This window comes from Candidatus Arsenophonus nilaparvatae, from assembly GCF_045346035.1.
Lineage (GTDB): Bacteria > Pseudomonadota > Gammaproteobacteria > Enterobacterales > Enterobacteriaceae > Arsenophonus > Arsenophonus nilaparvatae.
This window is the reverse complement of the sequence record NZ_CP158507.1, coordinates 1,623,656-1,646,332: the sequence shown is the minus strand read 5'-3', so window position 1 is coordinate 1,646,332 and position 22,677 is coordinate 1,623,656. Positions and strand designations below refer to the sequence as shown.

22 protein-coding genes, 1 tRNA gene and 1 pseudogene are annotated in these 22,677 nt (G+C 37.0%); 5 read left to right on the top strand and 19 right to left on the bottom strand.

Annotation, left to right across the window (positions count from 1 at the left end):
• Nucleotides 1–13: 13 nt before the first annotated feature.
• The gene (gene copA / locus WH390_RS08045) at nt 14–2,731 is read right to left on the bottom strand and encodes a copper-exporting P-type ATPase CopA (protein ID WP_032115153.1); all 2,718 of its coding nucleotides are present in this window, start codon (nt 2,729–2,731) and stop codon (nt 14–16) included.
• Nucleotides 2,732–2,861: 130 nt separating this feature from the next.
• On the opposite strand from copA, the gene cueR reads away from it, so the two are divergent.
• Nucleotides 2,862–3,260, top strand: a complete 399-nt coding sequence (cueR, locus tag WH390_RS08040; protein ID WP_032115154.1) for a Cu(I)-responsive transcriptional regulator — start codon at nt 2,862–2,864, stop codon at nt 3,258–3,260.
• Here cueR and WH390_RS08035 read toward each other — a convergent pair.
• From WH390_RS08035 to ppiB, 9 genes are all read right to left on the bottom strand, one after another.
• The gene (locus WH390_RS08035; protein ID WP_310510324.1) at nt 3,226–3,708 is read right to left on the bottom strand and encodes an NfeD family protein; all 483 of its coding nucleotides are present in this window, start codon (nt 3,706–3,708) and stop codon (nt 3,226–3,228) included. The genes cueR and WH390_RS08035 overlap by 35 nt on opposite strands.
• Nucleotides 3,709–3,724: 16 nt before the next feature.
• Nucleotides 3,725–4,666 (bottom strand): SPFH domain-containing protein, encoded by a 942-nt coding sequence (locus WH390_RS08030; RefSeq protein WP_032115155.1) that lies wholly within the window; start codon nt 4,664–4,666, stop codon nt 3,725–3,727.
• A gap of 20 nt (nt 4,667–4,686) precedes the next feature.
• Nucleotides 4,687–5,544, bottom strand: coding sequence for a co-chaperone YbbN (locus WH390_RS08025; protein ID WP_032115156.1), 858 nt, complete (start codon nt 5,542–5,544; stop codon nt 4,687–4,689).
• A gap of 80 nt (nt 5,545–5,624) precedes the next feature.
• Complete coding sequence (locus WH390_RS08020; protein ID WP_032115157.1) at nt 5,625–6,392, bottom strand: SDR family oxidoreductase; 768 nt, start codon at nt 6,390–6,392, stop codon at nt 5,625–5,627.
• A gap of 98 nt (nt 6,393–6,490) precedes the next feature.
• Entirely contained in the window at nt 6,491–7,750 is a 1,260-nt protein-coding gene (locus tag WH390_RS08015; protein ID WP_032115158.1) for a CynX/NimT family MFS transporter, read from the bottom strand.
• 86 nt (nt 7,751–7,836) lie between these two features.
• Entirely contained in the window at nt 7,837–8,925 is a 1,089-nt protein-coding gene (gene purK / locus WH390_RS08010) for a 5-(carboxyamino)imidazole ribonucleotide synthase (RefSeq protein WP_406850556.1), read from the bottom strand.
• The gene (gene purE / locus WH390_RS08005; RefSeq protein WP_032115159.1) at nt 8,922–9,452 is read right to left on the bottom strand and encodes a 5-(carboxyamino)imidazole ribonucleotide mutase; all 531 of its coding nucleotides are present in this window, start codon (nt 9,450–9,452) and stop codon (nt 8,922–8,924) included. The genes purK and purE overlap by 4 nt, the downstream gene beginning before the upstream one ends.
• A gap of 127 nt (nt 9,453–9,579) precedes the next feature.
• Nucleotides 9,580–10,305 (bottom strand): UDP-2,3-diacylglucosamine diphosphatase, encoded by a 726-nt coding sequence (gene lpxH, locus WH390_RS08000; RefSeq protein ID WP_032115160.1) that lies wholly within the window; start codon nt 10,303–10,305, stop codon nt 9,580–9,582.
• Between the two features lie 9 nt (nt 10,306–10,314).
• Nucleotides 10,315–10,809, bottom strand: a complete 495-nt coding sequence (ppiB, locus tag WH390_RS07995; RefSeq protein ID WP_032115161.1) for a peptidylprolyl isomerase B — start codon at nt 10,807–10,809, stop codon at nt 10,315–10,317.
• Between the two features lie 270 nt (nt 10,810–11,079).
• Between ppiB and cysS the strand changes: the two genes are divergently transcribed.
• A complete protein-coding gene (gene cysS, locus WH390_RS07990; RefSeq protein ID WP_032115162.1) occupies nt 11,080–12,471 on the top strand; it encodes a cysteine--tRNA ligase in 1,392 nt (463 codons plus the stop codon).
• A 559-nt stretch (nt 12,472–13,030) separates the two neighbouring features.
• On the opposite strand, the gene WH390_RS07985 is transcribed toward cysS, so the two are convergent.
• The gene (locus WH390_RS07985; protein WP_052044844.1) at nt 13,031–13,600 is read right to left on the bottom strand and encodes a peptide deformylase; all 570 of its coding nucleotides are present in this window, start codon (nt 13,598–13,600) and stop codon (nt 13,031–13,033) included.
• Nucleotides 13,601–13,846: 246 nt separating this feature from the next.
• Nucleotides 13,847–15,094, bottom strand: coding sequence for a glycoside hydrolase family 68 protein (locus tag WH390_RS07980; protein ID WP_032115163.1), 1,248 nt, complete (start codon nt 15,092–15,094; stop codon nt 13,847–13,849).
• A gap of 372 nt (nt 15,095–15,466) precedes the next feature.
• Between WH390_RS07980 and WH390_RS07975 the strand changes: the two genes are divergently transcribed.
• A complete protein-coding gene (locus tag WH390_RS07975) occupies nt 15,467–15,655 on the top strand; it encodes an ogr/Delta-like zinc finger family protein (protein WP_072012855.1) in 189 nt (62 codons plus the stop codon).
• Nucleotides 15,656–15,790: 135 nt separating this feature from the next.
• Here the strand turns inward: WH390_RS07975 and ybcJ are convergent, their stop codons facing one another.
• Complete coding sequence (gene ybcJ / locus WH390_RS07970) at nt 15,791–16,003, bottom strand: ribosome-associated protein YbcJ (protein ID WP_032115164.1); 213 nt, start codon at nt 16,001–16,003, stop codon at nt 15,791–15,793.
• Between the two features lie 8 nt (nt 16,004–16,011).
• Entirely contained in the window at nt 16,012–16,884 is an 873-nt protein-coding gene (gene folD, locus WH390_RS07965; protein ID WP_032115165.1) for a bifunctional methylenetetrahydrofolate dehydrogenase/methenyltetrahydrofolate cyclohydrolase FolD, read from the bottom strand.
• A 187-nt stretch (nt 16,885–17,071) separates the two neighbouring features.
• Between folD and WH390_RS07960 the strand changes: the two genes are divergently transcribed.
• Nucleotides 17,072–17,148 (top strand) — tRNA-Arg (locus tag WH390_RS07960).
• Nucleotides 17,149–17,162: 14 nt separating this feature from the next.
• Here WH390_RS07960 and WH390_RS07955 read toward each other — a convergent pair.
• Nucleotides 17,163–17,456, bottom strand: a pseudogene (locus WH390_RS07955) (site-specific integrase); the annotation flags it as partial.
• Between the two features lie 327 nt (nt 17,457–17,783).
• Nucleotides 17,784–18,386 (bottom strand): hypothetical protein, encoded by a 603-nt coding sequence (locus tag WH390_RS07950; protein WP_032115167.1) that lies wholly within the window; start codon nt 18,384–18,386, stop codon nt 17,784–17,786.
• A gap of 906 nt (nt 18,387–19,292) precedes the next feature.
• On the opposite strand from WH390_RS07950, the gene WH390_RS07945 reads away from it, so the two are divergent.
• Nucleotides 19,293–19,709: a hypothetical protein gene (locus WH390_RS07945; protein ID WP_032115168.1), complete on the top strand. Its 417-nt coding sequence runs from the start codon at nt 19,293–19,295 to the stop codon at nt 19,707–19,709.
• 786 nt (nt 19,710–20,495) lie between these two features.
• On the opposite strand, the gene WH390_RS07940 is transcribed toward WH390_RS07945, so the two are convergent.
• From WH390_RS07940 to WH390_RS07930, 3 genes are all read right to left on the bottom strand, one after another.
• Complete coding sequence (locus WH390_RS07940; RefSeq protein ID WP_032115169.1) at nt 20,496–21,728, bottom strand: MFS transporter; 1,233 nt, start codon at nt 21,726–21,728, stop codon at nt 20,496–20,498.
• A 171-nt stretch (nt 21,729–21,899) separates the two neighbouring features.
• Nucleotides 21,900–22,193, bottom strand: coding sequence for a type II toxin-antitoxin system YafO family toxin (locus WH390_RS07935; protein ID WP_256379510.1), 294 nt, complete (start codon nt 22,191–22,193; stop codon nt 21,900–21,902).
• Nucleotides 22,194–22,388: 195 nt separating this feature from the next.
• Nucleotides 22,389–22,511, bottom strand: a complete 123-nt coding sequence (locus WH390_RS07930; RefSeq protein WP_256379507.1) for a hypothetical protein — start codon at nt 22,509–22,511, stop codon at nt 22,389–22,391.
• Nucleotides 22,512–22,677: the final 166 nt, after the last annotated feature.

The window sequence follows — 22,677 nt, the reverse complement described above, 5'->3', positions numbered from 1 at the left end:
GGATGATAATTTATTACTTAGGTTTAAATCGCAATAAACGATTTGCATTACTAACGACAGTAATTGATGACAATGCCATAGCGACACTAGCAATAACCGGATTAAGTAAGGTTCCAGTAAATGGATAAAATAGACCTGCTGCGATGGGGATGCCCAGTGTGTTGTAAATAAACGCACCAAACAGATTTTGTTTCATATTACGCAAAGTCCCTTGGGCAATTTGCACCACATCAGCAACACTATGTAAGTTATGATTAATTAATGTGATAGCGGCTGTTTCAATTGCAATATCACTACCGCTCCCCATGGCAATACCAACATCAGCACGAGCTAGAGCAGGGGCGTCATTAATGCCATCACCAATCATGGCAACTTTATGACCACTCTTTTGTAGTTGTGCGATGACGGCTGCTTTTTTATCGGGCAATACACCGGCAAACACTTGATCGATTCCCAATTCTTTAGCAATGGCATTGGCAGTGATTGGATTATCACCGGTTAACATGATCAATTGATATTTTTGCTTATGTAGCCGCTGTAAAGCACTAATGGCGGTTTCTCGTAGTGGATCTCGAATTGAAAATAATGCAGCTAATTGATTATCAATGGCCAGTAAGACCGGAGTGATCCCATTACTGGCTTGTTTAGCAATTAATTGATCAACTTGTTGGCTGCTAATCGAGTATTGTGACATCAGGGCCTGGGTGCCTAACAAAATTGTTTTATTGTCGATTTCACCTTTCACTCCGGCGCCAGCTAAAGTGCGAAACTGATTTACCTCTGGTAACGATAACCCAACGCTTTTCGCTAAAATCGCATTCGCTAATGGATGATTAGCACCTTGCTCAAGGGCGCCAGCAATGGCTAGTACTTGGGATTGTTCAAATTGATTAAAAGTATGAATTTCTGTGACTTCAGGTTTACCTAGCGTTAATGTTCCGGTTTTATCGAAAACTAAGGTGTCTAGGTTGCTAGCTTGTTGTAAGGCTTCGGCATCGCGTATTAGAGCGCCATATTCTGCTGCGCGAGCAACACCCGCAATAATTGACATTGGCGTTGCTAGACCAAGTGCACATGGGCAGGCGATGATGAGTACGCTGGTGGTAACTATTAATGCATAGCTGATTTGAGGTGATGGTCCAAAAAAATACCAGATAGTTCCGGCAATTAAGGCAATTATGATCACAGTAGGGACGAAAATAGCGGCGATTTTATCAGCCAGTAGTCCTATTGCTGGTTTACTGCTTTGTGCTTGGCGCACTAATTTAATAATGCGTGCTAAGGTGGTATATTGGCCGACTGCCGAAACCCGCAATAATGCAGTACCATCTTGTACCACCGTTCCTGCATGTACTTTTTCACCTACGGTCCTATATTGTGCAATAGCCTCCCCAGTTAACATGGATTCATCTAGCCAAATTTCACCGCTAGTCAGTTCACCGTCAACGGGAATGCGATCACCGGTAGTTAGACGTAATACCATACCTTGTTCAACTTGTGACAGTGGCACTCTATTTTCGCCCTTTTCACTAATAACCAGTGCAGTGGGTGGAGTGAGATCAAGTAATCGCTTTAGCGCATTTGATGAACGTTGACGGGCACCTTGTTCTAATGCATGGCCAAGATTAATTAAACCAATGATCATTAGACTGGCTTCATAATAAAGATGACGAGCCTGGAAAGGAAATTTATCTGGCCACAAATTAACGCTAATTGAATATAGCCAGGCGGCACCGGTTCCAAGTGCGACCAGGGTGTCCATTGTTGCACTGCCATTTTTTAGACTTCTCCAGGCGTTATAATAAAAATGGCCACCAGTTAAAACCATGATAATCAGAGTGAGCATACCAATAAGCAGCCAGCTAAATTGATTTTCTTCACTTAACATCATATGGTTGCCAATCATGCCCCAAATCATAACAGCGATACCAATTAGTAGTGCTAAAGCGGCTTGCCAACGAAATTTGCGTATAATGTCCTTGGTTAGCTGCTGTTGTTTTTCTCGATGTTCTATTTCATTATCAATGACTTCGGCGTCATAACCTGCTTTTTGCGCCGCTTGAATTAATGCGTGATGTTTAGCTTGTCCGGTGATTAGAGCACTGCGTTCGGCTAAATTAACCTGAGCGTTTTGTACGCCTGGAATACTAAGTAACGCTTTTTGTACTTTATTAACGCAGCTGGCACATGTCATACCATTGATGAGTAATTGTATTGTCTCACTATCAATATTTACTTTCTCAAGTTTATCTGATGCAGTTTGTTTGCTAACTGTTTGGGTTGTCTCGGGTGATAGTGTGGCTGATTGTTGGCGAATGGAAGGATTGCTTGCTGTTTCCAATGTCGCTTGGTAGCCGGCCGATTTAACCGCCGCAATTAGCTCTGTGGGCTTGGCAGTACCAAAAATTTGAGCTGTTTGAGTGGTTACTATGGCGGCGGCAACACCACTGATATTTTCCAATGTTTGTTGTGTTTTATTGACACAGTTGCGGCAATTGAGCCCTGTAAGCTGTAGTTTAATATCAGGTTGTGTTGCCACTTTCCCTTGGTAACCGGCTTGTTCTATGGTTTTAATTATATCTTGTACTGAAGCAGAACCGGTAACTTTGGCATAATTAAGTGTAACGGCAACTTGTTGTATGTCTGGCAGTGCTTCCAGCGCTTTAGTTAGCTTGCTAATACAATTGGAGCAAGTCAGTCCTTGTAGCGCTAGAATGGTGATATTAGGCATGATTGACACTCCTAATGCATACAATAAATTAATTGGTATAATGCTAATTACGTCCTAACATTATGGCTGAAATAACCTGGATTATCATAAAGGTTAAACCTTCTAGTAAGGGTAAGGTCAAGGAGAAATAATGAATATTACTCAAGTTGCAGAGAAAACGGGATTAAGTGCCAAGACAATTCGGTTTTATGAGGAAAAGTCATTAATTACTCCGCCAGCGAGAAGTGAAAATGGCTATCGCCATTATCAACCTGCTCACTTGGAAGAGTTAACATTATTAAAGCAAGCCAGAGAGGTTGGATTTACGTTAAAAGAGTGTCGGAAATTACTTGAACTTTTCCGTAATCCACGTCGCCACAGTGCGGATATAAAAGCGGCGACGTTAAATAAAATTAGTGAAATTGAAAAAACCATTACCGAACTTAATTTGATCCGCGATAGCTTGCTTTCATTGGTTGCATCGTGTCCAGGGGATGACAATGCAAAATGCCCGATTATTGATCATCTGGTTGGTCATCATGTTGATTAGACCAAACCGGTTTGACGGTTAGCGTAATACCATCGACATCAATCACTTCGACTTCAGTGTTAGCTAATAATTGCTGAGAACAATAAACCCGCCAGCTACCATCAGCCAGTCGTATTCTGCTATAGCCATTATTGGTATCTGAGATTAAACGTGCTTTTGTGCCAATTAATTGATGTTGCTTTTGATTAGGTTCATCGGGCATTGATTTATTACGTATGCTAAGCCATTTACGCCAACCCAATACAGAAAGAATGATCATAATGGCAAATAATAGACCTTGCCAATCCCAACTCATTTCAGGTATAAGCCAGGTAATAAGCGCCATGATAACGGCAGCAACACCAGACCAGAGTAGATAACCGCCGGCACCGAGTAGCTCAGCAATTAACAGTAATCCACCTAAACAGAGCCAAAACCAGGCTGGTTGCGCAATTATTTGCTCAAGCATCGTTTAATACCTCTAGTTATGTTTGATTGCTTTTTTGGCTATCGCGTTTTTTGTTGTCTTGAAATAGTTCGCTAATGCCACCAATAGCACCCATTAAATTACTTGCTTCAAGCGGCATCATAATCACTTTGCTGTTATCAGCTTTACCAATATTGGTTAGCGCCTCGGTATATTTTTGTGCAATAAAATAGTTTATCGCCTGCATATCACCATTGGCAATGGCATTAGAGACCATTTGGGTTGCTTTGGCTTCGGCTTCTGCCGCGCGCTCTCTCGCTTCAGCATGTAGAAATGCTGATTGACGTTCACCTTCAGCTTTTAAAATTTGTGACTGCTTTTCACCTTCAGCTTTTAGAATAGCTGCCTGGCGTATCCCTTCAGCCTCAAGAATGTCAGCGCGCTTAGTTCGCTCTGCTTTCATTTGCGCATTCATAGCATTAATTAATTCTTTCGGCGGCCGAACATCACGGATTTCAATTCGGGTGATTTTAAGCCCCCAGGTATTGGTAGCTTCATCGACAATATGCAGTAAACGACCATTGATTACATCTCGTTGAGACAAAATTTCATCTAGTTCCATCGCACCCAATACCGTACGAATATTGGTCATGGTGAGATTAATTACAGATAATTCAAGGTTATTCACTTCGTATGCGGCACGAACGGGATCAACAACTTGAATAAAGCAAACGGCATCAATAGTGACATTGGCATTATCTTTAGAAATAACTTCTTGCGATGGAATATCGAAAACTCGCTCCATCATGTTGATTTTTCTTCCAATTTTATCCATGAACGGAACAATGAAATGTAAACCTGGTAGTAGTGTACGGGTGTAGCGGCCAAAACGTTCAACCGTCCATTGAAAACCTTGTGGCACGGTTTTCACACAAGTTAAAACAATGACAATAGCAACAAAAATAATGATGGGTATGGCACCAAAAGAAAATAAGTCCATCGCGTTTTTCCTGTTTGATGTTAGTAAAGTAGTGAGTAAATTTGATGACGGTAGCGATTTGTTAAGGGATCACTAGAGCCTAAGGCAGATAAAATATCCATCATCGTTTTTTTCACAGAACCGTCTCCTGCCGACAAATCTTTCTTAAGAAATGTTAGCAAAATTTCTAATGCTTCTTCATTTCTATTTACTTCATGTAGTTTAAGTGCCAATTGTACCGCTAGTTCGGCATTTTCTGGCTGTTGAGCGAAGGTTTCTTGTAGTTGCTTAATTTCCGGTGTATCTGCGGCTTTCTTTTGTAGTTCAATTTTGGCTAATAAACCTTGATAACGGCTATCTTGATCTTGAATAGCAATGGTGTTCAAAATTTTTTGGCTTTCATCTAACTGATTGAGGGTAATTAATGCTTCTGCATAAGTTAGGCTAATGTCACTATTTTTAGGCGCTAGTTGATGGGCTTCTTTTAGCAAGGGCAAAGCTTCGGCGGTTTTTCCAGCGGCCATTAATTCAGTCGCTTGAGCAATTTTTAATTCTTCTGCTGTTGGTAGGACATGCGTTAACATTTCGCGGATAAATTCTTCAGATTGAGGTCCTTGAAAGCCATCAATCGGTTGACCTTGCTGTAATAAATAGACAGTTGGAATGGCTCGTAATCCAAACTGAGCGGCAACCATTTGCTCGGTGTCACAATTGACTTTTGCTAGCGTGAATTGGCCAGCATATTCAGCCGCTAATTTATCCAGCGTGGTACCTAAGGTTTGGCAATGAGAGCTTTGTGGTGACCAAAAATAGAAAACAACCGGTTGCGTCATTGATTGTTCGATGACTTGTTGCAGATTAGATTCGTTTACGTCGATGGCATAAGCAGCTGCTAGCATGATGTTTCTCTTAAATTATGTTCGGTGATCCCTATAAAATAAGCTCAAACTTGGTTATTTCAAGGGGAAAAAGATATTTGTTATGTTAAAAATTTATCCATTAACCGATCAGGTAATAGACGTTTCATAAAGGCAATAGCGTAAGTTAATAGTGTTACTGGGTAGCGAATTTTAGGCTTGGGACTCTCTAATGCATGGAGTAGTCGTTTGACAACGTGTTCTGGTGTTAATGCTAGCCTTGCAGCGATAGTTGGATTTTCAACCGGATTATCTTTGTTGGTTTGATCGACGTTGTCAGTAAAACGTGTCTTAATTGGGCCAGGTTCGATAATACAAACTTTTATACCCGAGCCTTTTAGTTCAAGACGAAGTGCATCTGACCAAGCCTCTAAAGCATGTTTACTGGCCGCGTAGGCCCCACGACCAGCAGAAGAGACAATTCCTAACACAGAGCTGGTCTGAATGATACGCCCTTCGTTATATGGTAGCATGGCCGGTAGCAATAGAGTGGTGAGCTGATGGATACTAAAAAAATTAGTGCAAAACTGCTGCTCTAGTTGTTGTCGACTAATGGTATTCAGTGAGCCATAAACACCATAGCCGGCATTGTTAAATAAGGCATATAATCGGCCATTAGTTAATTCGATAACTTGTTGGGCTGCTTGTTTTACACTTTCTGCATTATCCATATCGATTTTAATCGGTTCAAAGCCTAGTGTTTTCATGGTAATTAAATCGGCTTCTTTACGACAACCCGCTAATATTCGATAACCTTTGGTTAGCAAAATTTTGGCAGCGCATAATCCAATGCCACTTGAGGTTCCGGTAATAAAAATCACTCTTTTCATAGTTTTTGATCTCAATAAAATTATCATTCTACGTATTAGTATTGATTCTTAATGCCAACAGATAAAGCGCTAAATAAGTAAAATAAGTCTGTTTTTAATTACAATTTGTAATTTTGAGGTAATCGCTGTACTGGCGGTTTCATGAATAATGTTAGTGATAAAATGATGAAAACAGGAATGGTAATAATTAAAAATGCCGGAGTAAAACTCGCTGTATAATCCTTTATTATTCCGCCAAAGAATGGGGCAAAACAGGCGCAAGTAGAGAGTAAGTTCATGACAGAAAAAAGCTCCAGGTATGGATCTCGACCAAAATAATTAGCCAGTAAAACACTTGAGGCTAGAAAGGTCATGCCATAACCGACTCCAACACCAATAGTAAATAAGATTAGCCACAGCCAGATTGTGGCAAAACTGAGGGCAATAAGTCCACAAATAATAATTATTAGACTGATTATTAATAATTTTTTTGGCTCTAGCTGCTCGCCGACTGCACCGCCAGCCAGGCGAGAGAAGGCGTTGATAAACGCCATTGCACTTAAGGAACCTGCGGCAATTGTTTCGCTAAAACCTTGTTCTATAATGTGGGCAACGGCAAAGCTATTAACGGTAATACCGCACCAAAGAAAGGCGGTATAGCTAGCGGCAATGATATAAAATTGCCAGGTGCGTAGGGCACCACTGGCAGTCCATATTTCTTTCGTTTTGTAAATTGTTTCTGAAGAGTGTTGTGTCAATTTGTCAGCGATCGTTTTGGCATGTGAAATTTCACGTTGGCCTTCGCGTAAGGTTAATAGTGTAATAAAAACAACAATGGCCAAACAAAGCGCTGAAATGACCCAGTGTATGCGCCATGAACCCCAGACACGTGTTGCCAGGAAATAGATCCAAGGGCCTACCACACCGCCTAAGCCACCAATAGTGAAGTAGAAGCCAAAAGCGAGTGATTGTTTTTCAAACAATCGCGAAATAACATAAGTACCTGGTACCGTTGCTAAAAAAGTAAAGCCAATGCCTAACAAGGCAGTACCAGAAAAGTAATCAAATAAACTGGCGGTAGAATAGAGGCAATAAAAGCCAAGGATAAAAATAGTAAGGCCGAATAATAATGTTATTCGAAGACCCAGTTTACGGATCATTAAGGTTGGTAGATAGCTTGATAAACCACAGGTTAATCCTAATATCGTGAACCCCAGTCCTGCTTCTGCCCAGTTCCAATTGAATTCATTGATCATGCTAGGTAGTACGACACCTAGAGAAGTGAAAGTGGTGGCTGTTGATAAGAAGTAAATTAATCCCAATAAAACTAACATATACCATGGGTAAATAGGACCAAATATTTGTTGTTGTGCAGGCATTATGACTCCTAAGCAGACAACTATTGCATGAAAACAGTAAGCTTAACAATAAACTGGCTTATTCAACATGGTAGTTGTTTTTATTTTCACTCATCGTGTCGTGGGGAATGCATTAATTTTGTGTTTAGCCATCCAATACTATCGTTATATTCACTAGGAAGTAAGGTTTGTATTGTATTTAATGAGTTTTTTATCGCTTGCCGATTGTTACTACACAAATTTAGATGGCCTACTTTGCGCGCTGGACGAACGTCTTTTTCATACCAATGTAGGTGAACTAAAGGTAATGATAACCATGCAGGATTTAATGCTGTACCTATCAAATTAATCATGACTGCCGTAGAGTCTATATTAGGGGTAGGAATTGGTAGATTTGAAATGGCTCGCAGATGGAGTTCAAATTGACTAATAGATGCGCCATTTTGCGTCCAGTGACCGCTATTATGAACACGTGGCGCTAATTCGTTAATTAGCAGTTTATCATTTAAAATAAAACATTCCATTGCCATCACACCCACATAATTTAGTTTTGTCATAATGGTCGACAGCATCAATTCTGCCTGAGTTTGCAATTTTTTATCTGGCTGAGGAAAGGCGATACTTGCCCGTAGTATGCCCTCTTGATGCAGATTGTATGTTAGCGGGTAAAAAGCACATTGGCCATTTATATTACGTGCACCGACGAGTGAAACTTCTCCTAAAAAAGGAATGGCTTTTTCAACAATTGCTTGGCCATAAATCTCAGCTGGCAGTATTGATAGGTTATCCGGTGTGATACGCCATTGTCCACGGCCGTCATAACCACCAGTACGACATTTAACAATAACAAAATCGCCTAACTCGGTAAATAATTGTGGCCATTGTGTTTGATTGGTAAGAGGTTGCCAGGGAGCTGTCGTTAAGGCTAAAGAATCTAGCAATTGCTTTTGTGGCAACCGGTCGGCCAGTTGCGGAAAGATATCGCGATTAATAAAGCTAGCTTGGTGAGCTAATTCACAGGTAAGCGGCGTTTCGGGCCAGCGCTCAATTTCGGCTGTTATGATGCTGTGTTGATAGGGGATAGTTTCTAGTTTATCATCGATACCGATAGGATAGACACTAATACCTAACGGCTCTCCTGCTTGGCGTAACATGCGGCCTAACTGGCCATTACCAAGGACGCAAATCGATTTCATTCCACCTCCCGTGGATCGGGATTGCTTAAGACGTCATTAGTTTGTTTTAAACGCCAGATTGATAAACGCTCATAAAGTTCATTATCTGTACCAGCAAGAAATTGGGCTGCCAGTAATGCTGCATTGGCTGCCCCAGCTTTACCAATTGCGAAAGTAGCCACCGGAATGCCCTTTGGCATTTGAACAATCGAATAAAGGCTATCAATACCATTAAGTGTCGCTGTTACAACGGGAACGCCAAAAACAGGAACTAACGTTTTAGCTGCTAGCATACCGGGTAAATGTGCGGCTCCACCAGCACCGGCAATGATAATTTGCAATCCTTTTTCTTTTGCTTGTTCAGCAAAGGTGAAGAGTTTATCTGGCGTGCGATGAGCAGAAACAATTTCTACTTGATAGGGTAGTTCTAGTTCATTAAGTATATCGGCTGCATATTTCATCGTGCTCCAGTCGCTTTTGGAGCCCATTACTATGGCAATTTTGGCGTTAGAATGTGACGGTTTCTGTGCATCAAATTGAGCGATCATTAATTTGTTGCTCCTGGATTTAAGTCATTTATTGATGGCAAATTAAGAGAGATCATATCATGGCCGATAAAGAAGGAAAACGTTTGCCTAAATTTTTCATCACAGGATTAAGCTGAGATGGGAAACGTTAATAAAAAGGGAAATGAAGCAGCTCGATAGTTTTAGGCGTTATTTTGATCACTGAACCATTTTGATCCCAGGCACCTAACACCGCTCGGTGTAATATTTTACCATTAACATTAATTTCATGGATAGCAGGTCGATGCGTATGGCCGTGGATCATCCAATCGACTTGATATTTTCGAAATTTTTCAATTACTGTTTGTTCATTAACATCGGTAATATACTCTGGCTTAAGTCGGGTGGCAGATTGGCTATTCTTACGCATTCTTTCAGCGATGCGGTGGCGGGTAGATAATGGAAGCGCTAGAAACAGCCGTTGCAACCAGCGATTATATACTCGTTTTCGATAACGCTGATAGGAAATATCATCAGTACAAAGTGTATCACCGTGTAAAATGAGGATATTATGGCCATGTAGCGTTAATACTTTCTCTGCTGGTAATAAAATCATGCCACTTTCTTTAGCAAATTTCTTACCCAGTAAAAAATCACGATTACCATGAATAAAGTAGCAGGGAACACCTTTACTTTGCAGTTCCTTAAGTTCTTGCGCTATAGCTTCATGTAGCAGGCTGGGATCATCATCACCGATCCAATAATCAAAAAAATCACCTAAAATATACAAAGCCTTAGCTTGGCTCGCCTGTTCGCGTAAGAAATGCAGAAAACCGGCAGTGATAGCCGGCTCTTTTTCACTTAAATGTAAGTCAGCAATAAATAAGATTGCCATAGTTTGTAATTATTCGTTAACCGTTATGCGTTTGATGATAACATCTTCAACTGGTACATCTTGATGTAAGCCACTACGACCTGTTTCGACTCCTTTAATTTTATCAACAATATCCATTCCTTCAACTACTTCGCCAAAAACACAGTAACCCCAGCCATTTTGCTGTTCTGAACGGAAATTTAGAAAGTCGTTGTCGACAACATTAATAAAGAATTGTGCTGTGGCTGAATGTGGATCATTGGTTCTAGCCATCGCGAGCGTACCACGGTTATTTTTTAATCCGTTATTCGCTTCATTTTTGATTGGATCCTTGGTCGTTTTTTGCTGCATTCCGGGTTCAAAACCGCCACCTTGGATCATAAATCCATTAATAACGCGATGAAAAATTGTGTTATCGTAAAATCCATCACGACAATAGTTTAAAAAATTTTTTACCGTTATGGGCGATTTCTCATCAAAAGTTTTAATGACAATATCGCCTAAATTGGTGTGAAAGGTTACCATAATCACTATCCTGATAAATCGTTATAAGTAATGTAAAAATCAAAAAGCAAAGTAATCAATTTAAAGTAGATCAACTATTTTATACCATATTGGGCTAATTGCGTCAGTATTTGTGGAATATTGAATAATTTCCTTGCGCCTTGTAGTTGCATAACTCAGAATATAGGGCTCCAATAGTTGTGTTTATTGGTAGAAATGGCCTCTTGCATAATCTTGTAATTAAAATAAACCATTTACCGCATGTACCGGCTGATGATGGAAAAAGTCTCAATGTTAAAAATTTATAATACACTAAGTCGTCAAAAAGAAGAGTTTAGACCAATTACCCCAGGCAAAATTGGCATGTACGTGTGTGGTGTTACTATTTATGATTTATGTCATATTGGTCATGGCAGAACTTTTGTCGCTTTTGATGTGATTAGCCGTTATTTGCGTTATCTTGGTTATGGCCTGACTTATGTACGTAATATTACTGATGTGGATGATAAGATCATCAAACGGGCAGCTGAAAATAATGAAACATGCGACGCTTTGACATCACGCATGTTGGCTGAAATGTATAAGGATTTTGATGCGTTAAATATTTTGCGCCCCGATTTTGAACCAAGAGCAACTGACCATATTAAAGAAATTATTGATTTGACTGCGCGCCTAATTGAGCGTGGCCATGCTTATATTGCAGACAATGGTGATGTCATGTTCGCTATTAATAGCGATCCTGATTATGGACTATTATCCCGCCAAGATCTCGAGCAATTACAAGCTGGAGCGCGGGTTGAAGTCACGGATGCCAAGCGTAACCCATTAGATTTTGTGCTATGGAAAATGTCTAAACCGAATGAGCCCAGTTGGTCTTCTCCTTGGGGAGATGGGCGACCAGGTTGGCATATAGAGTGTTCAGCCATGAATGGTAAACAACTGGGTGAACATTTTGATATCCATGGTGGTGGGGCAGATTTGATGTTTCCTCATCATGAAAATGAAATAGCTCAATCATCCTGTGCCCATAATGGCCCCTATGTAAACTATTGGATGCATACTGGAATGGTTATGATAGATCGGGAGAAAATGTCAAAATCATTAAATAATTTCTTTACCATTCGTGATGTATTGACACATTATGATGCCGAAACAGTGCGTTATTTCTTATTATCAGGGCATTATCGTAGTCAATTAAATTATACCGAAGAAAATTTAAAGCAGGCTCGCACCGCGCTTGAGCGTCTTTATACCGCTTTACGAGATACTGATACTAATAATATTATATCTACTGATAATGAAATATTTAAGCGGCGTTTTATGCAAGCAATGAACGATGATTTTAATACGCCGGAGGCTTATTCAGTTCTATTTGATTTGGCAAGAGAAATTAATCGACTAAAAGTCGATGATATGGCAATGGCGAATAGATTAGCAGTACAATTACGTCAATTAGCCAATATCCTGGGGTTATTAACACAGGATCCTGAACAATTCTTACAAAGTCGAGCACAAGTTTCTCACAGTGCTGACATAGAAAAAATTGAGGCATTAATTAAGCAACGTAATGATGCACGCGAAAACAAATTATGGGCGCAGGCTGATTCAGCGCGTGATGAACTGACTAAAATGGGCATTATATTAGAGGATAGTTCGCAAGGAACCGTATGGCGTCGTAAGTAAAAAACAGGTTCAAATTTTAGTCTATATATGGTTGTTAGATTGATTGTTTTTAGCTAAGTTTTGGTTTGTTGTGTAAATAGCGTGGTTAAACGGAATGTTTCTTTATAGGATTTATTTCATCAGTAAACTATAAATCAATTCAGCCCCCATGAGATCGCCAGCGCCGGCTGTACCAATAATTTTACAAGCCGGCAGTTTTGCCAACTATATTCCGCTATTATTAATCCATATAGGCTCCTCTTTACCTAATGATATTATTAGGTGATTAATACCCTCTTTTGTGATTGTAAGGCTGTTTGTTGAATATCCAGTAAAGCAGCAAGTGAATGATCAAGCCCATATTCCAGTTGGTATCGATTCTAATTTATTTACACTGGTACTTAAGAGATTCTTTAAGTTTGGTAACTTATAAGCTTAATTTATTATTAATGTGTTAAAAACAAATATTGCTTTGATAATTCGTCATGTTTTCATTAATAAGTGAATTTGATTGAGCGTGAATTATTTCTAAATAGCCTCATGTTTTGCCAAAGCTTTTCCTGTTAATACGACATTACCTTTATTTTTCTATTTTCATTATGTTTAAAGCTTCGGAGGTTGAAACAAATCGGCAATCATTACATAAATAATCAATATATAATTTACCATTTAAATGATCTATTTCATGCTGAATAAGCCTAGCCAAAAATCCTTTTGCGTGAACACTTATTTTCTTACCTTCTAATGTATAAGCCTCATAATGTATTTCATTATAGCGATAAACTTCGCCGATCTTGTTTGGTACTGAAAAACAACCTTCCCAATCTTTAATTTGACCGGCATTTAATATAGGGGTATAAACCGGATTTATTAGTATCGTCGGTGATAAAGTATCATAAACATATTTACGTTTTTCTTTTGCCTCTGGAGGTATCTGAATAATTACGATTTTAAATGGATAACCAATTTGAGGTGCGGCTAAACCGGCTGGTTTTCCTAAAGGACTTTTTAAATTATGGAAAAATTTTTGCAAAGTAGAAATAAATTTTTTTTGCTTGCTATTTAGCGGCAATACTACAGATGTTGCTGACTTGAGTAATATATTATGATCGTCTTCTTCAATAGTAACTAATCGTACTGTATCTTTCATATTATTACCTTTATTACTATTTGTTAATGCATAACAGAAACCGATTTTATAAAGGAATAGTAGAATCACATACAAAAATATTTTCTTCATAATTGCTAATATTCTTTTAATTTATATAGGTGTCACTCAGAATAATGATTGATATCTGAATTGAATAATCAAGCGTATTTTTTACTCTTTATTATGTGTTTTAAGCGATATTTTATGATGAAATCGAAAATATCGCTCAATATCAAGATAATTTATTTATCTGACAACTATGTTTTTTAGCGGTGGAATAAAGCCGTAATCAAACTGTTTGATGACAAAAGTTCTATTACCAACAATTTTAATTTGCACAGTCGGTGCTTCGGTGCCACCGATACGAAACTTGTCACCACGACCAGGAACGTTATCGATGAATGAAGTGACAAGACCGTTAGGCATAACATAATGTGAGTAAGTCTGAAACGGTTGGGAAGATGGATTGCCTAACACTAAACCAGAACCGTTAAGTGGTGTATAAGGGCCGAATAATGAATCGCTGACAAAACCATAAACACCATCTGGACCTTTCAAACCATCGGCATAAGTGTATTGATGACTAATGGTAAAAAGATAATATTTACCATCTTTAAATACAAAATGTGGACGCTCTGTTTGATCATTTACACCTACGGCGGTGAGCAATGGAGGAAGTATTTCCCAATTATTTCCCGTGCTGTCTCTTGCCACTGCAAAACCAATACAACCAACTTGATACTTAGCGCCGCCCACATCCTCAAAACCTGGCGGCACATCGCCCATATCATCGCTGGAAATAATATGAGAGCCTCTATCACCGGCAACATTACCCTCAAAGACCATATAAAGATTGCCATCATTGGGATCAATGAAAGGGCAAGGATCGCAGAAATTCCAATACTCATTCTGTTCTTCTGTCTGATAATAAACGCCATCGGCAGAGAAAAGCGGGATAACCTTGTCAAAGCCACTTAGTTTTACACTATTATTGTCAGTTTGCACTTTACCACTAACTTTAGCGATAGTAGCGCCAGGTGTAACACAGGTATAATAAAGATCAATGTCACCGTTATCATTTAGTAAAATAGGAGTACCGGCCCACTCACGTTCTGTTGGTGATACGCCATCATTCATTACTCGGCCACCGTATTGCCAACTCTTACTATTTCTGGCGTACCAAAAGCACATGCGGGCTCGGCCATGTCGATCATTCCAGTCTTTAACAATATCGTAATTACCATTTTTGTCTTTAAATCGGTCGGGTTGTTTCACTGCCGTGAGAGTAAAAATAATCGACCAACCATCCACTGATACAATATTGCCTTCAAGATCTCGTAATGGCATGGTATCCCAGATAAATAACTTTTCACTCATAACGGGGAAGTCAATATTGACCTTGGGTTGCGTTGTTGTTGGATCATCGAAATGAACCTTAAGTGCATCAGCTCGCGTCCAACAACTAGTAATAACTCTGTCTCTTAGTATGTCCATGATTTAAGTTAATCTCCTTATCTTTATAGGAGTCTTTAATCTAACAATAAAAAAACAAATTTTTAACGTTAAAAAAATCTGTCGTCAACCACACAACAAAAAGGATAAAACGACGCGTTGCGGCTTAAAAAAGAAAAACGAGTGGTGATGTAGGTAGTGGTAAATATATTGAAATATCAAATAATCAACAAAAAATAACAAAAAATAGATGGTTGTTGCTATCTAACCTTGGTATAACGAGTTGATGTTCCATTTTCAATGGATATTGATTTAAATAGCGCTAGTACTGAAGTACAAGGTAGAGATTTATAACGAAAACAGATCATTTTACCTCTATATAAATTACTCAATCTTAAGTTTTAGGAGGTGTATATGATGCGTTGCCCTGTTTGTAAAAATACCGCTCATACTAGAACGAGCCGTTACTTAACTAACAAAACTAAGGAATCTTATTATCAATGTCAAAATATAAGATGTTCTTGTACCTTTAAAACATTAGAAAGTTTAGCCAGAATAATTTCTGCTCCAGAGACAGAAGAAAATTTTACTATTGTTACCTGATAAGAATAATATTATGAAATATTCACTCATTAGCTTTAAAAGCTGTAAATCATTACTTAAAAATGAGTAAAAATTAAGCAGAAGATTAGCCCCCGTTATAAGGGGCATTGTTAAATATTTTTTTATAATTGATGATTACTCTTTAACTATTACGCTGTTATTAATTAAAGTGACAATATTATTTTTGCTAATTTTACAGCGTTTACGGGTTTCAATTTCACCATCAACTTTTACATCACCTTGGGCGATAAGTGCTTTGGCTGCGGCGCCGCTATCCACCCAACCTTGCAATTTCAATAAATCACATAATTTAATATAAGGCTGCCCATTTAGATGAAAGGTTTCCATTTTATCGCCTACTGGTTAGTATTTTGAATATCATGATATTCTTCACAAGATTGTAAGGTATTTTGCATAAGTGTTGCCACTGTCATTGGGCCAACGCCACCAGGCACAGGAGTGATCCAGCTAGCGCGTTGTTGTGCTTCTTGATAGCAGACATCGCCAGTAACTGTGCCATTTTCAAGCCGATTAATTCCCACATCCATAATAATGGCACCCGATTTTATCCATTCACCGGGAATAAAATTTGGTTTACCAACAGCGACAACTAATAAATCAGCCTGCTCTATATGTTGACGTAAATTAGTAGTAAAGCGGTGGGTGACAGTAGTTGTACAACCAGCAAGTAACAATTCCAGGCTCATTGGGCGACCTACGATATTTGAAGCACCAACAATAACTGCATTTAAACCAAGTAGATTAATTTGGTAGCGCTCAAGTAAGGTAATAATGCCGCGAGGTGTACAAGGGCGTAGTCTTGGGGCTCGTTGGCAAAGACGGCCTATGTTATAAGGATGAAAACCGTCAACATCTTTGTCTGGATGTATATGTTCTAGTATCTTGATATAGTCAATAGTTTTGGGCAGTGGTAATTGAATCAGGATGCCATCAATTGCCTTGTCATTATTAAGTTGATCAATTAATTGTAAAAGTTCAGACTCAGTGGTTTTTTCCGCTAAATCATATGAGCGAGAAACAAAACCAACCGCTTCACAAGTACGACGTTTACTGTTTACGTAGATCTGTGAAGCCGGATCATTACCGACTAAAATGACTGCAAGTCCGGGAGCTCGCTTGCCTAGTGAAAGTCTCAATTTAACTTTTTCGGCAATTTCCTGTTTGATTGTTTCGGAAATCATTTTTCCGTCAATAATTTTTGCTGACATTTATTTCATTAATCCATAAAAACATTGTGATACTGCTATTTTGTCAGAAGAAAGCGATGCTGTCAGTTTTATTAGTAGTCAGAAAATGAGCAGATAGATAAGTTGTCATTGAAAAGACGTTGACTCAGTGCTCAGCAACCGTATAATCCAACGACATTATTTTATTATTGAATAAGCGTTTTTCTAAGCGCCCTTAGCTCAGCTGGATAGAGCAACGGCCTTCTAAGCCGTAGGTCACAGGTTCGAATCCTGTAGGGCGTACCAGTTATTTCAATGGGTTACGATTTAATTATCTTTTCATTGAATACTCCTTGTGTCGTATTTGTGTCGTTATCTCTAAAAATGGTATCTATTTTACGGGCATGCTCAGTTAAATGATTAGGGGCTAAATGTGCGTAGCGTCTTACCATCTCAATACTTTCCCAACCTCCCATCTCTTGTAATACTGAAAGCGGAACACCTGACTGAATTAACCAGCTAGCCCAAGTGTGTCTCAGATCGTGAAAACGAAAGTTTTCTATACCTGCTCGGTTTAGTGCGGCTCTCCAGGCAGTGTTAGAATCAACCCTCATCCAAAAGTAGTCGCTGTGCTCACTTGATTTTTAATCAATTGCAAAAATACTTTTCAGCTGGCTATTTGTGCAGAATGGAAAAAAGCTAATAAAAAATTTAATTAAATCTATTGGTAGAGGTCGCAAGAATGTAACGCCTAGTTTTAAAGGGATATTAATGGTTTGGATATTGTTAGGTTTTATTGTTGTTGGCAGTAATTTTACACTTTAATATGAAAGTTAATTGAATTGATATTATAGAACGCTGAGAGAGCCGTTTTACTATTGCTGATACTCAGAGAGATTGATAGTTGGTTATTTTAATTTTTGCCAAGTTAGCATGTAAGTTTAATAATATGTGTGATTAATAATATGTTTAAGCGCCCAATCATACATCATTTCTATTTTATCATCTAGTGAGTCTTTGGTGTCATTATCTCCAGAGTAGTACTCTGTATATTTGTTAGTAAAATCTATTGGATAAAATGGGTCGGTCTCTTTATCATATAGAATATTATTACAGCGTAAATCATCATGCATTATCTCTTTATCGCCTAAATCACAGATCATATGTTGAAAACGTTCCTGTGCACTCAGCGGAAATATTTTATCTTTAATGCTAGTGATTGTTACTCCAGATACTTTATACATTCTAATATAAAATGTATCACCACTTTCTATTAGCGCGGCAGCTCCTTCTCCGTAATATTTATTAAAACAGTTTACTTCTTCTCTGGCGCAGGATTCTGTTCTATGTCTATCAATTAAATTATATAGTTTTTTTAATATGAAATTTTTATTATTGGCATCAAAATATGTTTTCCCGTGAAGTCCTTCTCCGATTAGTTCTCCTAGTTTTATATTTTTATTTTCTATATCATTTTCTTTTTGTAATGCGGCAGATATGCTGAACTGATTATGATTAAAAACATTCAATATTTCTTTTGGCATATATTCACCATTTATATAATTATGTTATTTTAATGAAAATTAATCATAAAAAATGTTTTTTATGAAACAATTTTATTTTATTAACTAACATTATTGCAATTGACGTATAATAATGATTTATATGTAAATTTTCATAATTACACAATTAAATTTAATAGTGGCTGTTAATTATAGTATGTGATGCTACATATTTAAGCGATATCAATAATTAAAGTATTATAAGACTTTATTACTTATTACTTATTACTTATTACTTATTACTTATTACTTATTACTTATTACTTATTACTTATTATTTAGATGTTGATAATTTTTTATTATCAATAAAAATTTTTTGAGTATTTTATTTTCTCTATACTTAAATGGATTTATATGCTGTTAAAGCAAGTTTTAAATTAATTTATAACAATTAAGATAAATGTTTTAATATAAAAGATATCATAAAAAAGGTGTCTGTAATATATTTAACGGTTACTTATAGTTAAGTTGAAATTTTGGATTTTAGTTGTGTATTACTTTTTTGTTGTTAGTGCATATATAATTTACCAAAGTGAAATATACTAATTAGTTTATATTTTTGCAATAAAAAATGGGAAAATATTAAATTAATATTCTTCTATACTTTTGTATTTACCTAAAGAATGAAGACAATCTGTATAAAGCAGAGCTATTTAAATTCTTTGATAACTTGTTGTTGCTGCTTTTACCAAAAAACGCCGCAAATCCTTGTTATTTATCTTGGAGAGGATGTTAATAGTACAATAAAAACCAATTTTGGTTGTTCACTAAATAGAACATAGATACAGTAATACTGTACCTATGTATCAAATTTTTTAATTAAAATTAATTTATTTTAAATTATGAAGAATATAATTTTAACATCAGAGAATAAGTAGGAATTTAATCATGAGTTTATCTATTGGAAATGGTTTTTTTATAAGAGAAAAGATAACTATTGGCGATATTAGAGAAATACAAAAAAATAATTCGTCTATTCAATTAACATTATGGGAAAAAATAAAGGATTTCTTTTTTTCCACGGGAAAAGAAGAAGCTTATTCTTGTGTGGCAAAATTAAATAACTCTTTAGCAGAATTAAATTCTAAAGAAGCAACAAAAAATTTTTTAAAATTAAAATCTTTAGCATCTGAAGGACATAAAAATCACTTTCTAGAATACGGCTATCATGATAAATTTAGTGAAAAAATAAAAACTTTTGAGTTAAAAGACGATAGCTGGAATACTTTAATAAAATTTTCATATTCAAGTGATGGAGATTTTTTTTCATATCAATTTTTACATATAAAAATAACTAACTTATAAATTCAAAAAACTGTTTCTGGCTAAAAATAATATGACTTAATTATGTCGCTAAATCTAATTGATTATAGCGGCAATTTTTTATTAACTATCTAAGCAATAAAATTTGCTAAAGAAAGTTAAGTTCTCCTAAAAGAAGAAACAGTGAATATTTTAAGTAATAATTTGATAATTCATCCTCTCATCACTAAATAAAACATATTTAAACTTAATCAGGGAATACTTTTTTTACTGTTAAAGTTTAAAATCACTGCGTATTAGCTAAATTGTCGTTGATTGTGTTTGTAGGAATACAATTATCAGGGTCGTCAAAACGTATAAAACATTTAGTGCTTGATTTTCTATTTGTATCTTTAGTTATATTGCCATTTTCAGCTAATGATAAATAACTAAAGGATAAAAAAACGTAACGATAAGAATTTCTTACAATGATTGCATAATTTACGTTCCATAGATAAATGAAATTTATTAACCAATAATACGCAACTTATATGGTCACTCAATAGCAGTTAGTGTAAAGGCAATAAAATTCTATCAAGATGTAAGTATTGTATTTTTTATATAACTTTTTACACTACCAGTGTGAGAGACTATTTGGTAGTTAACCAATAAAAATTTTCTTAATACTAAATATAAAATAAAGGGTAAATCTCATATTATTTGGCATCCATTTTTCCTGTTGTAAAAGAGGTGGGCTAAGATAAAAGTGCTAGCGGAAATGGTTGGAAGTATAAGTTTCATTAGCCACAGCTGGTAGCTGTGGCTGTTCGGAAGATAAGAAAGAAGTTGTTAAAGTTGTTTAATCGTGGATGTTTCTTCTTTTCGGGGGAGTTTATAAGTAAAAAACGTAGCTAAAAGCAACCAGCATAACCCGCAAAATAAATTTAGCAAATTAAAGGCACCTTCATCTCTCCATAGATAAACTATTTTGGCAAGCTCTATGCCTAAAATAAATATTACCATGTTAATGATGCCCATAGCGGCAGAAACAGTGCCTTTGCTGACATCACTGGAAAATAAGGTTAATCGGATTAAACAGGCGTTCGTCATTCCAAGCCCGAATGCGTATACAGTTAGACCCGCAGTTATCCATAGGTAAGCGCCTGATGAGAAAAATATTGAACTGGCAGCTATTATCAGACCAATGATTATCGGTTTACCACCAAATTTAATTAACTGAACTAAAGTTTTTTTTCCAGTTAGACGGCTTAATGTTAGGTTCCCAATAATTAATCCACCGAAAACTGGTATTTGTAATAATCCATAGATCAGCATTGAGAGCTGTTCTCCACTTATGATAATAACAGGGGAGAGTGCTATCCAAGCTAGTAGCGGTACGGCGGCAAATCCTATTGCAAGTGCGCCGCTGATAAAATGCTGATTCTTCAGTACCTGTTTATAATCACGCCATAAATGGGGAAAAGATAATGTTTCCGCTTTTTGCGTTACGGTTTCTGGCATGAAGAAGAATAAGCCGACGAATGCGATCAAAGCTAAAATAGCAAAAATAATAAATATGCCTTGCCAGGGAAGGATATTGATTAAGGTAGCGCCTGCCAATGGCCCCAGTAATGGCGCTATCAAAGCCACATTGGCCATTAGTGCAATAATTTTGACGCAGACGGTTTCGTTGAAAGCCTCTTGAATAGTTGCATAGCCAACTGAACCGATAAAGCACAGCCCAATGCCTTGTAAGAATCGCATGGCAATGAATTGCTCAATATTCGAAACGAGCAAAATGGCTAAACAGCTAATAATAAAGAACAAGACGCCAATAAGCATAATTGGACGTCGACCACGTCTGTCTGATAATGGGCCAAACAACCATTGTAAGAAGACGCCCCCAGCCAGAAATGCTGTCATGGAGGTGGGGATCCATTTTATGCCAGCATTGAAATTTGCTACCACTTCTAACATGGCGGGTTGGATCATATCGTTAGCGATGTACACGCTAAATTCAAATAACGTTAAACTTAACGGAAAAAATATACGTTCTGACTTTGACAAAGAGGATGTGCGCATGAATTTATTCTTATTAAAATAGGTAACTGTATGGCCCGCTTTGAGTATTGATACAATAGTCAATAACGGATAGGTGTGATTTTATTTCAATTAGTATAACAAAATCCAGTCTCTTTTATCGCACAGTAGATTAAGGTAAGCATGGAATTTTAGTGTTGTTATTACCCTATATCAGATATTTTGTAGCCGAAATTTTTTAGCAATAGCGACCCATTTTAGGATTTGGCTGTTATTTTCTATTAGGGTATGCGCTTTGTCATACACTAAATCAATAATATAAAAGTGATGAGCACCAATTTTATCAATAAAGTAGGAATAAATAATGAACGAGTCACTTGTACTATTCCATTGAACTAGTTTGCCATCGTCATCTTCCCAGATAGAGTTCTCTTGCCACAAATGAGTATGATGTAGCTCTTCATATCTGGCAGAGTTTGGCCTTTTCATTGGTTTATCTCTGCCAATAGTTTCAACATGAGATGGGTGTTCTAGCTGGATATGGTATGGAGGTATAGGAATATCACCGAATCCAATACATTTTTGTTTATATTCTTCGAATTAGCTAATAAACGATTCTGCTATAGTTCCTAAATTAACAACAAGGTTTAATAGAATTTTCTGTACATGAAAGCTACGAGTTATTTCTATTGCCATCAATCCTTATCTCACTTTTTCCATTTCCTTTGCTGCTATTCTAAAGGCATCAGACATAGCCTTTTTATATTCAGCAGAACGCCTAATAGTTTTACAAACTTTTTTATCTTTTTCCTGTTCTTGTGACATAGTCCACCTCGATTCGTCATCTTACGCTATTCAAGTTTTGCTTGTTAACCTTTAGCCGATTCTATTGTTAACAAGTAGCTTTTTAAATAACTATTTATTACATTATGAACGTTATTTGCTCATTATTGCTTTAAATATAACTATTATTCCTTTAGCTATATATTAG

Excerpts from the sequence above, each read along its gene's own strand:
- WH390_RS07980 (WP_032115163.1), bottom strand. The coding sequence starts at position 15,094 with ATGGACATACTAAGAGACAGAGTTATTACTAGTTGTTGGACGCGAGCT.
- WH390_RS08015 (WP_032115158.1), bottom strand. The coding sequence starts at position 7,750 with ATGCCTGCACAACAACAAATATTTGGTCCTATTTACCCATGGTATATG.
- purE (WP_032115159.1), bottom strand. The coding sequence starts at position 9,452 with ATGATCGCTCAATTTGATGCACAGAAACCGTCACATTCTAACGCCAAA.
- cueR (WP_032115154.1), top strand. The coding sequence starts at position 2,862 with ATGAATATTACTCAAGTTGCAGAGAAAACGGGATTAAGTGCCAAGACA.
- WH390_RS08025 (WP_032115156.1), bottom strand. The coding sequence starts at position 5,544 with ATGCTAGCAGCTGCTTATGCCATCGACGTAAACGAATCTAATCTGCAA.
- WH390_RS07975 (WP_072012855.1), top strand. The coding sequence starts at position 15,467 with ATGATGCGTTGCCCTGTTTGTAAAAATACCGCTCATACTAGAACGAGC.
- ybcJ (WP_032115164.1), bottom strand. The coding sequence starts at position 16,003 with ATGGAAACCTTTCATCTAAATGGGCAGCCTTATATTAAATTATGTGAT.
- WH390_RS07950 (WP_032115167.1), bottom strand. The coding sequence starts at position 18,386 with ATGCCAAAAGAAATATTGAATGTTTTTAATCATAATCAGTTCAGCATA.
- ppiB (WP_032115161.1), bottom strand. The coding sequence starts at position 10,809 with ATGGTAACCTTTCACACCAATTTAGGCGATATTGTCATTAAAACTTTT.
- folD (WP_032115165.1), bottom strand. The coding sequence starts at position 16,884 with ATGTCAGCAAAAATTATTGACGGAAAAATGATTTCCGAAACAATCAAA.
- copA (WP_032115153.1), bottom strand. The coding sequence starts at position 2,731 with ATGCCTAATATCACCATTCTAGCGCTACAAGGACTGACTTGCTCCAAT.
- cysS (WP_032115162.1), top strand. The coding sequence starts at position 11,080 with ATGTTAAAAATTTATAATACACTAAGTCGTCAAAAAGAAGAGTTTAGA.
- lpxH (WP_032115160.1), bottom strand. The coding sequence starts at position 10,305 with ATGGCAATCTTATTTATTGCTGACTTACATTTAAGTGAAAAAGAGCCG.
- purK (WP_406850556.1), bottom strand. The coding sequence starts at position 8,925 with ATGAAATCGATTTGCGTCCTTGGTAATGGCCAGTTAGGCCGCATGTTA.
- WH390_RS07985 (WP_052044844.1), bottom strand. The coding sequence starts at position 13,600 with ATGAAAGATACAGTACGATTAGTTACTATTGAAGAAGACGATCATAAT.
- WH390_RS07940 (WP_032115169.1), bottom strand. The coding sequence starts at position 21,728 with ATGCGCACATCCTCTTTGTCAAAGTCAGAACGTATATTTTTTCCGTTA.
- WH390_RS07945 (WP_032115168.1), top strand. The coding sequence starts at position 19,293 with ATGAGTTTATCTATTGGAAATGGTTTTTTTATAAGAGAAAAGATAACT.
- WH390_RS07930 (WP_256379507.1), bottom strand. The coding sequence starts at position 22,511 with ATGTCACAAGAACAGGAAAAAGATAAAAAAGTTTGTAAAACTATTAGG.
- WH390_RS08020 (WP_032115157.1), bottom strand. The coding sequence starts at position 6,392 with ATGAAAAGAGTGATTTTTATTACCGGAACCTCAAGTGGCATTGGATTA.
- WH390_RS08035 (WP_310510324.1), bottom strand. The coding sequence starts at position 3,708 with ATGCTTGAGCAAATAATTGCGCAACCAGCCTGGTTTTGGCTCTGTTTA.
- WH390_RS08030 (WP_032115155.1), bottom strand. The coding sequence starts at position 4,666 with ATGGACTTATTTTCTTTTGGTGCCATACCCATCATTATTTTTGTTGCT.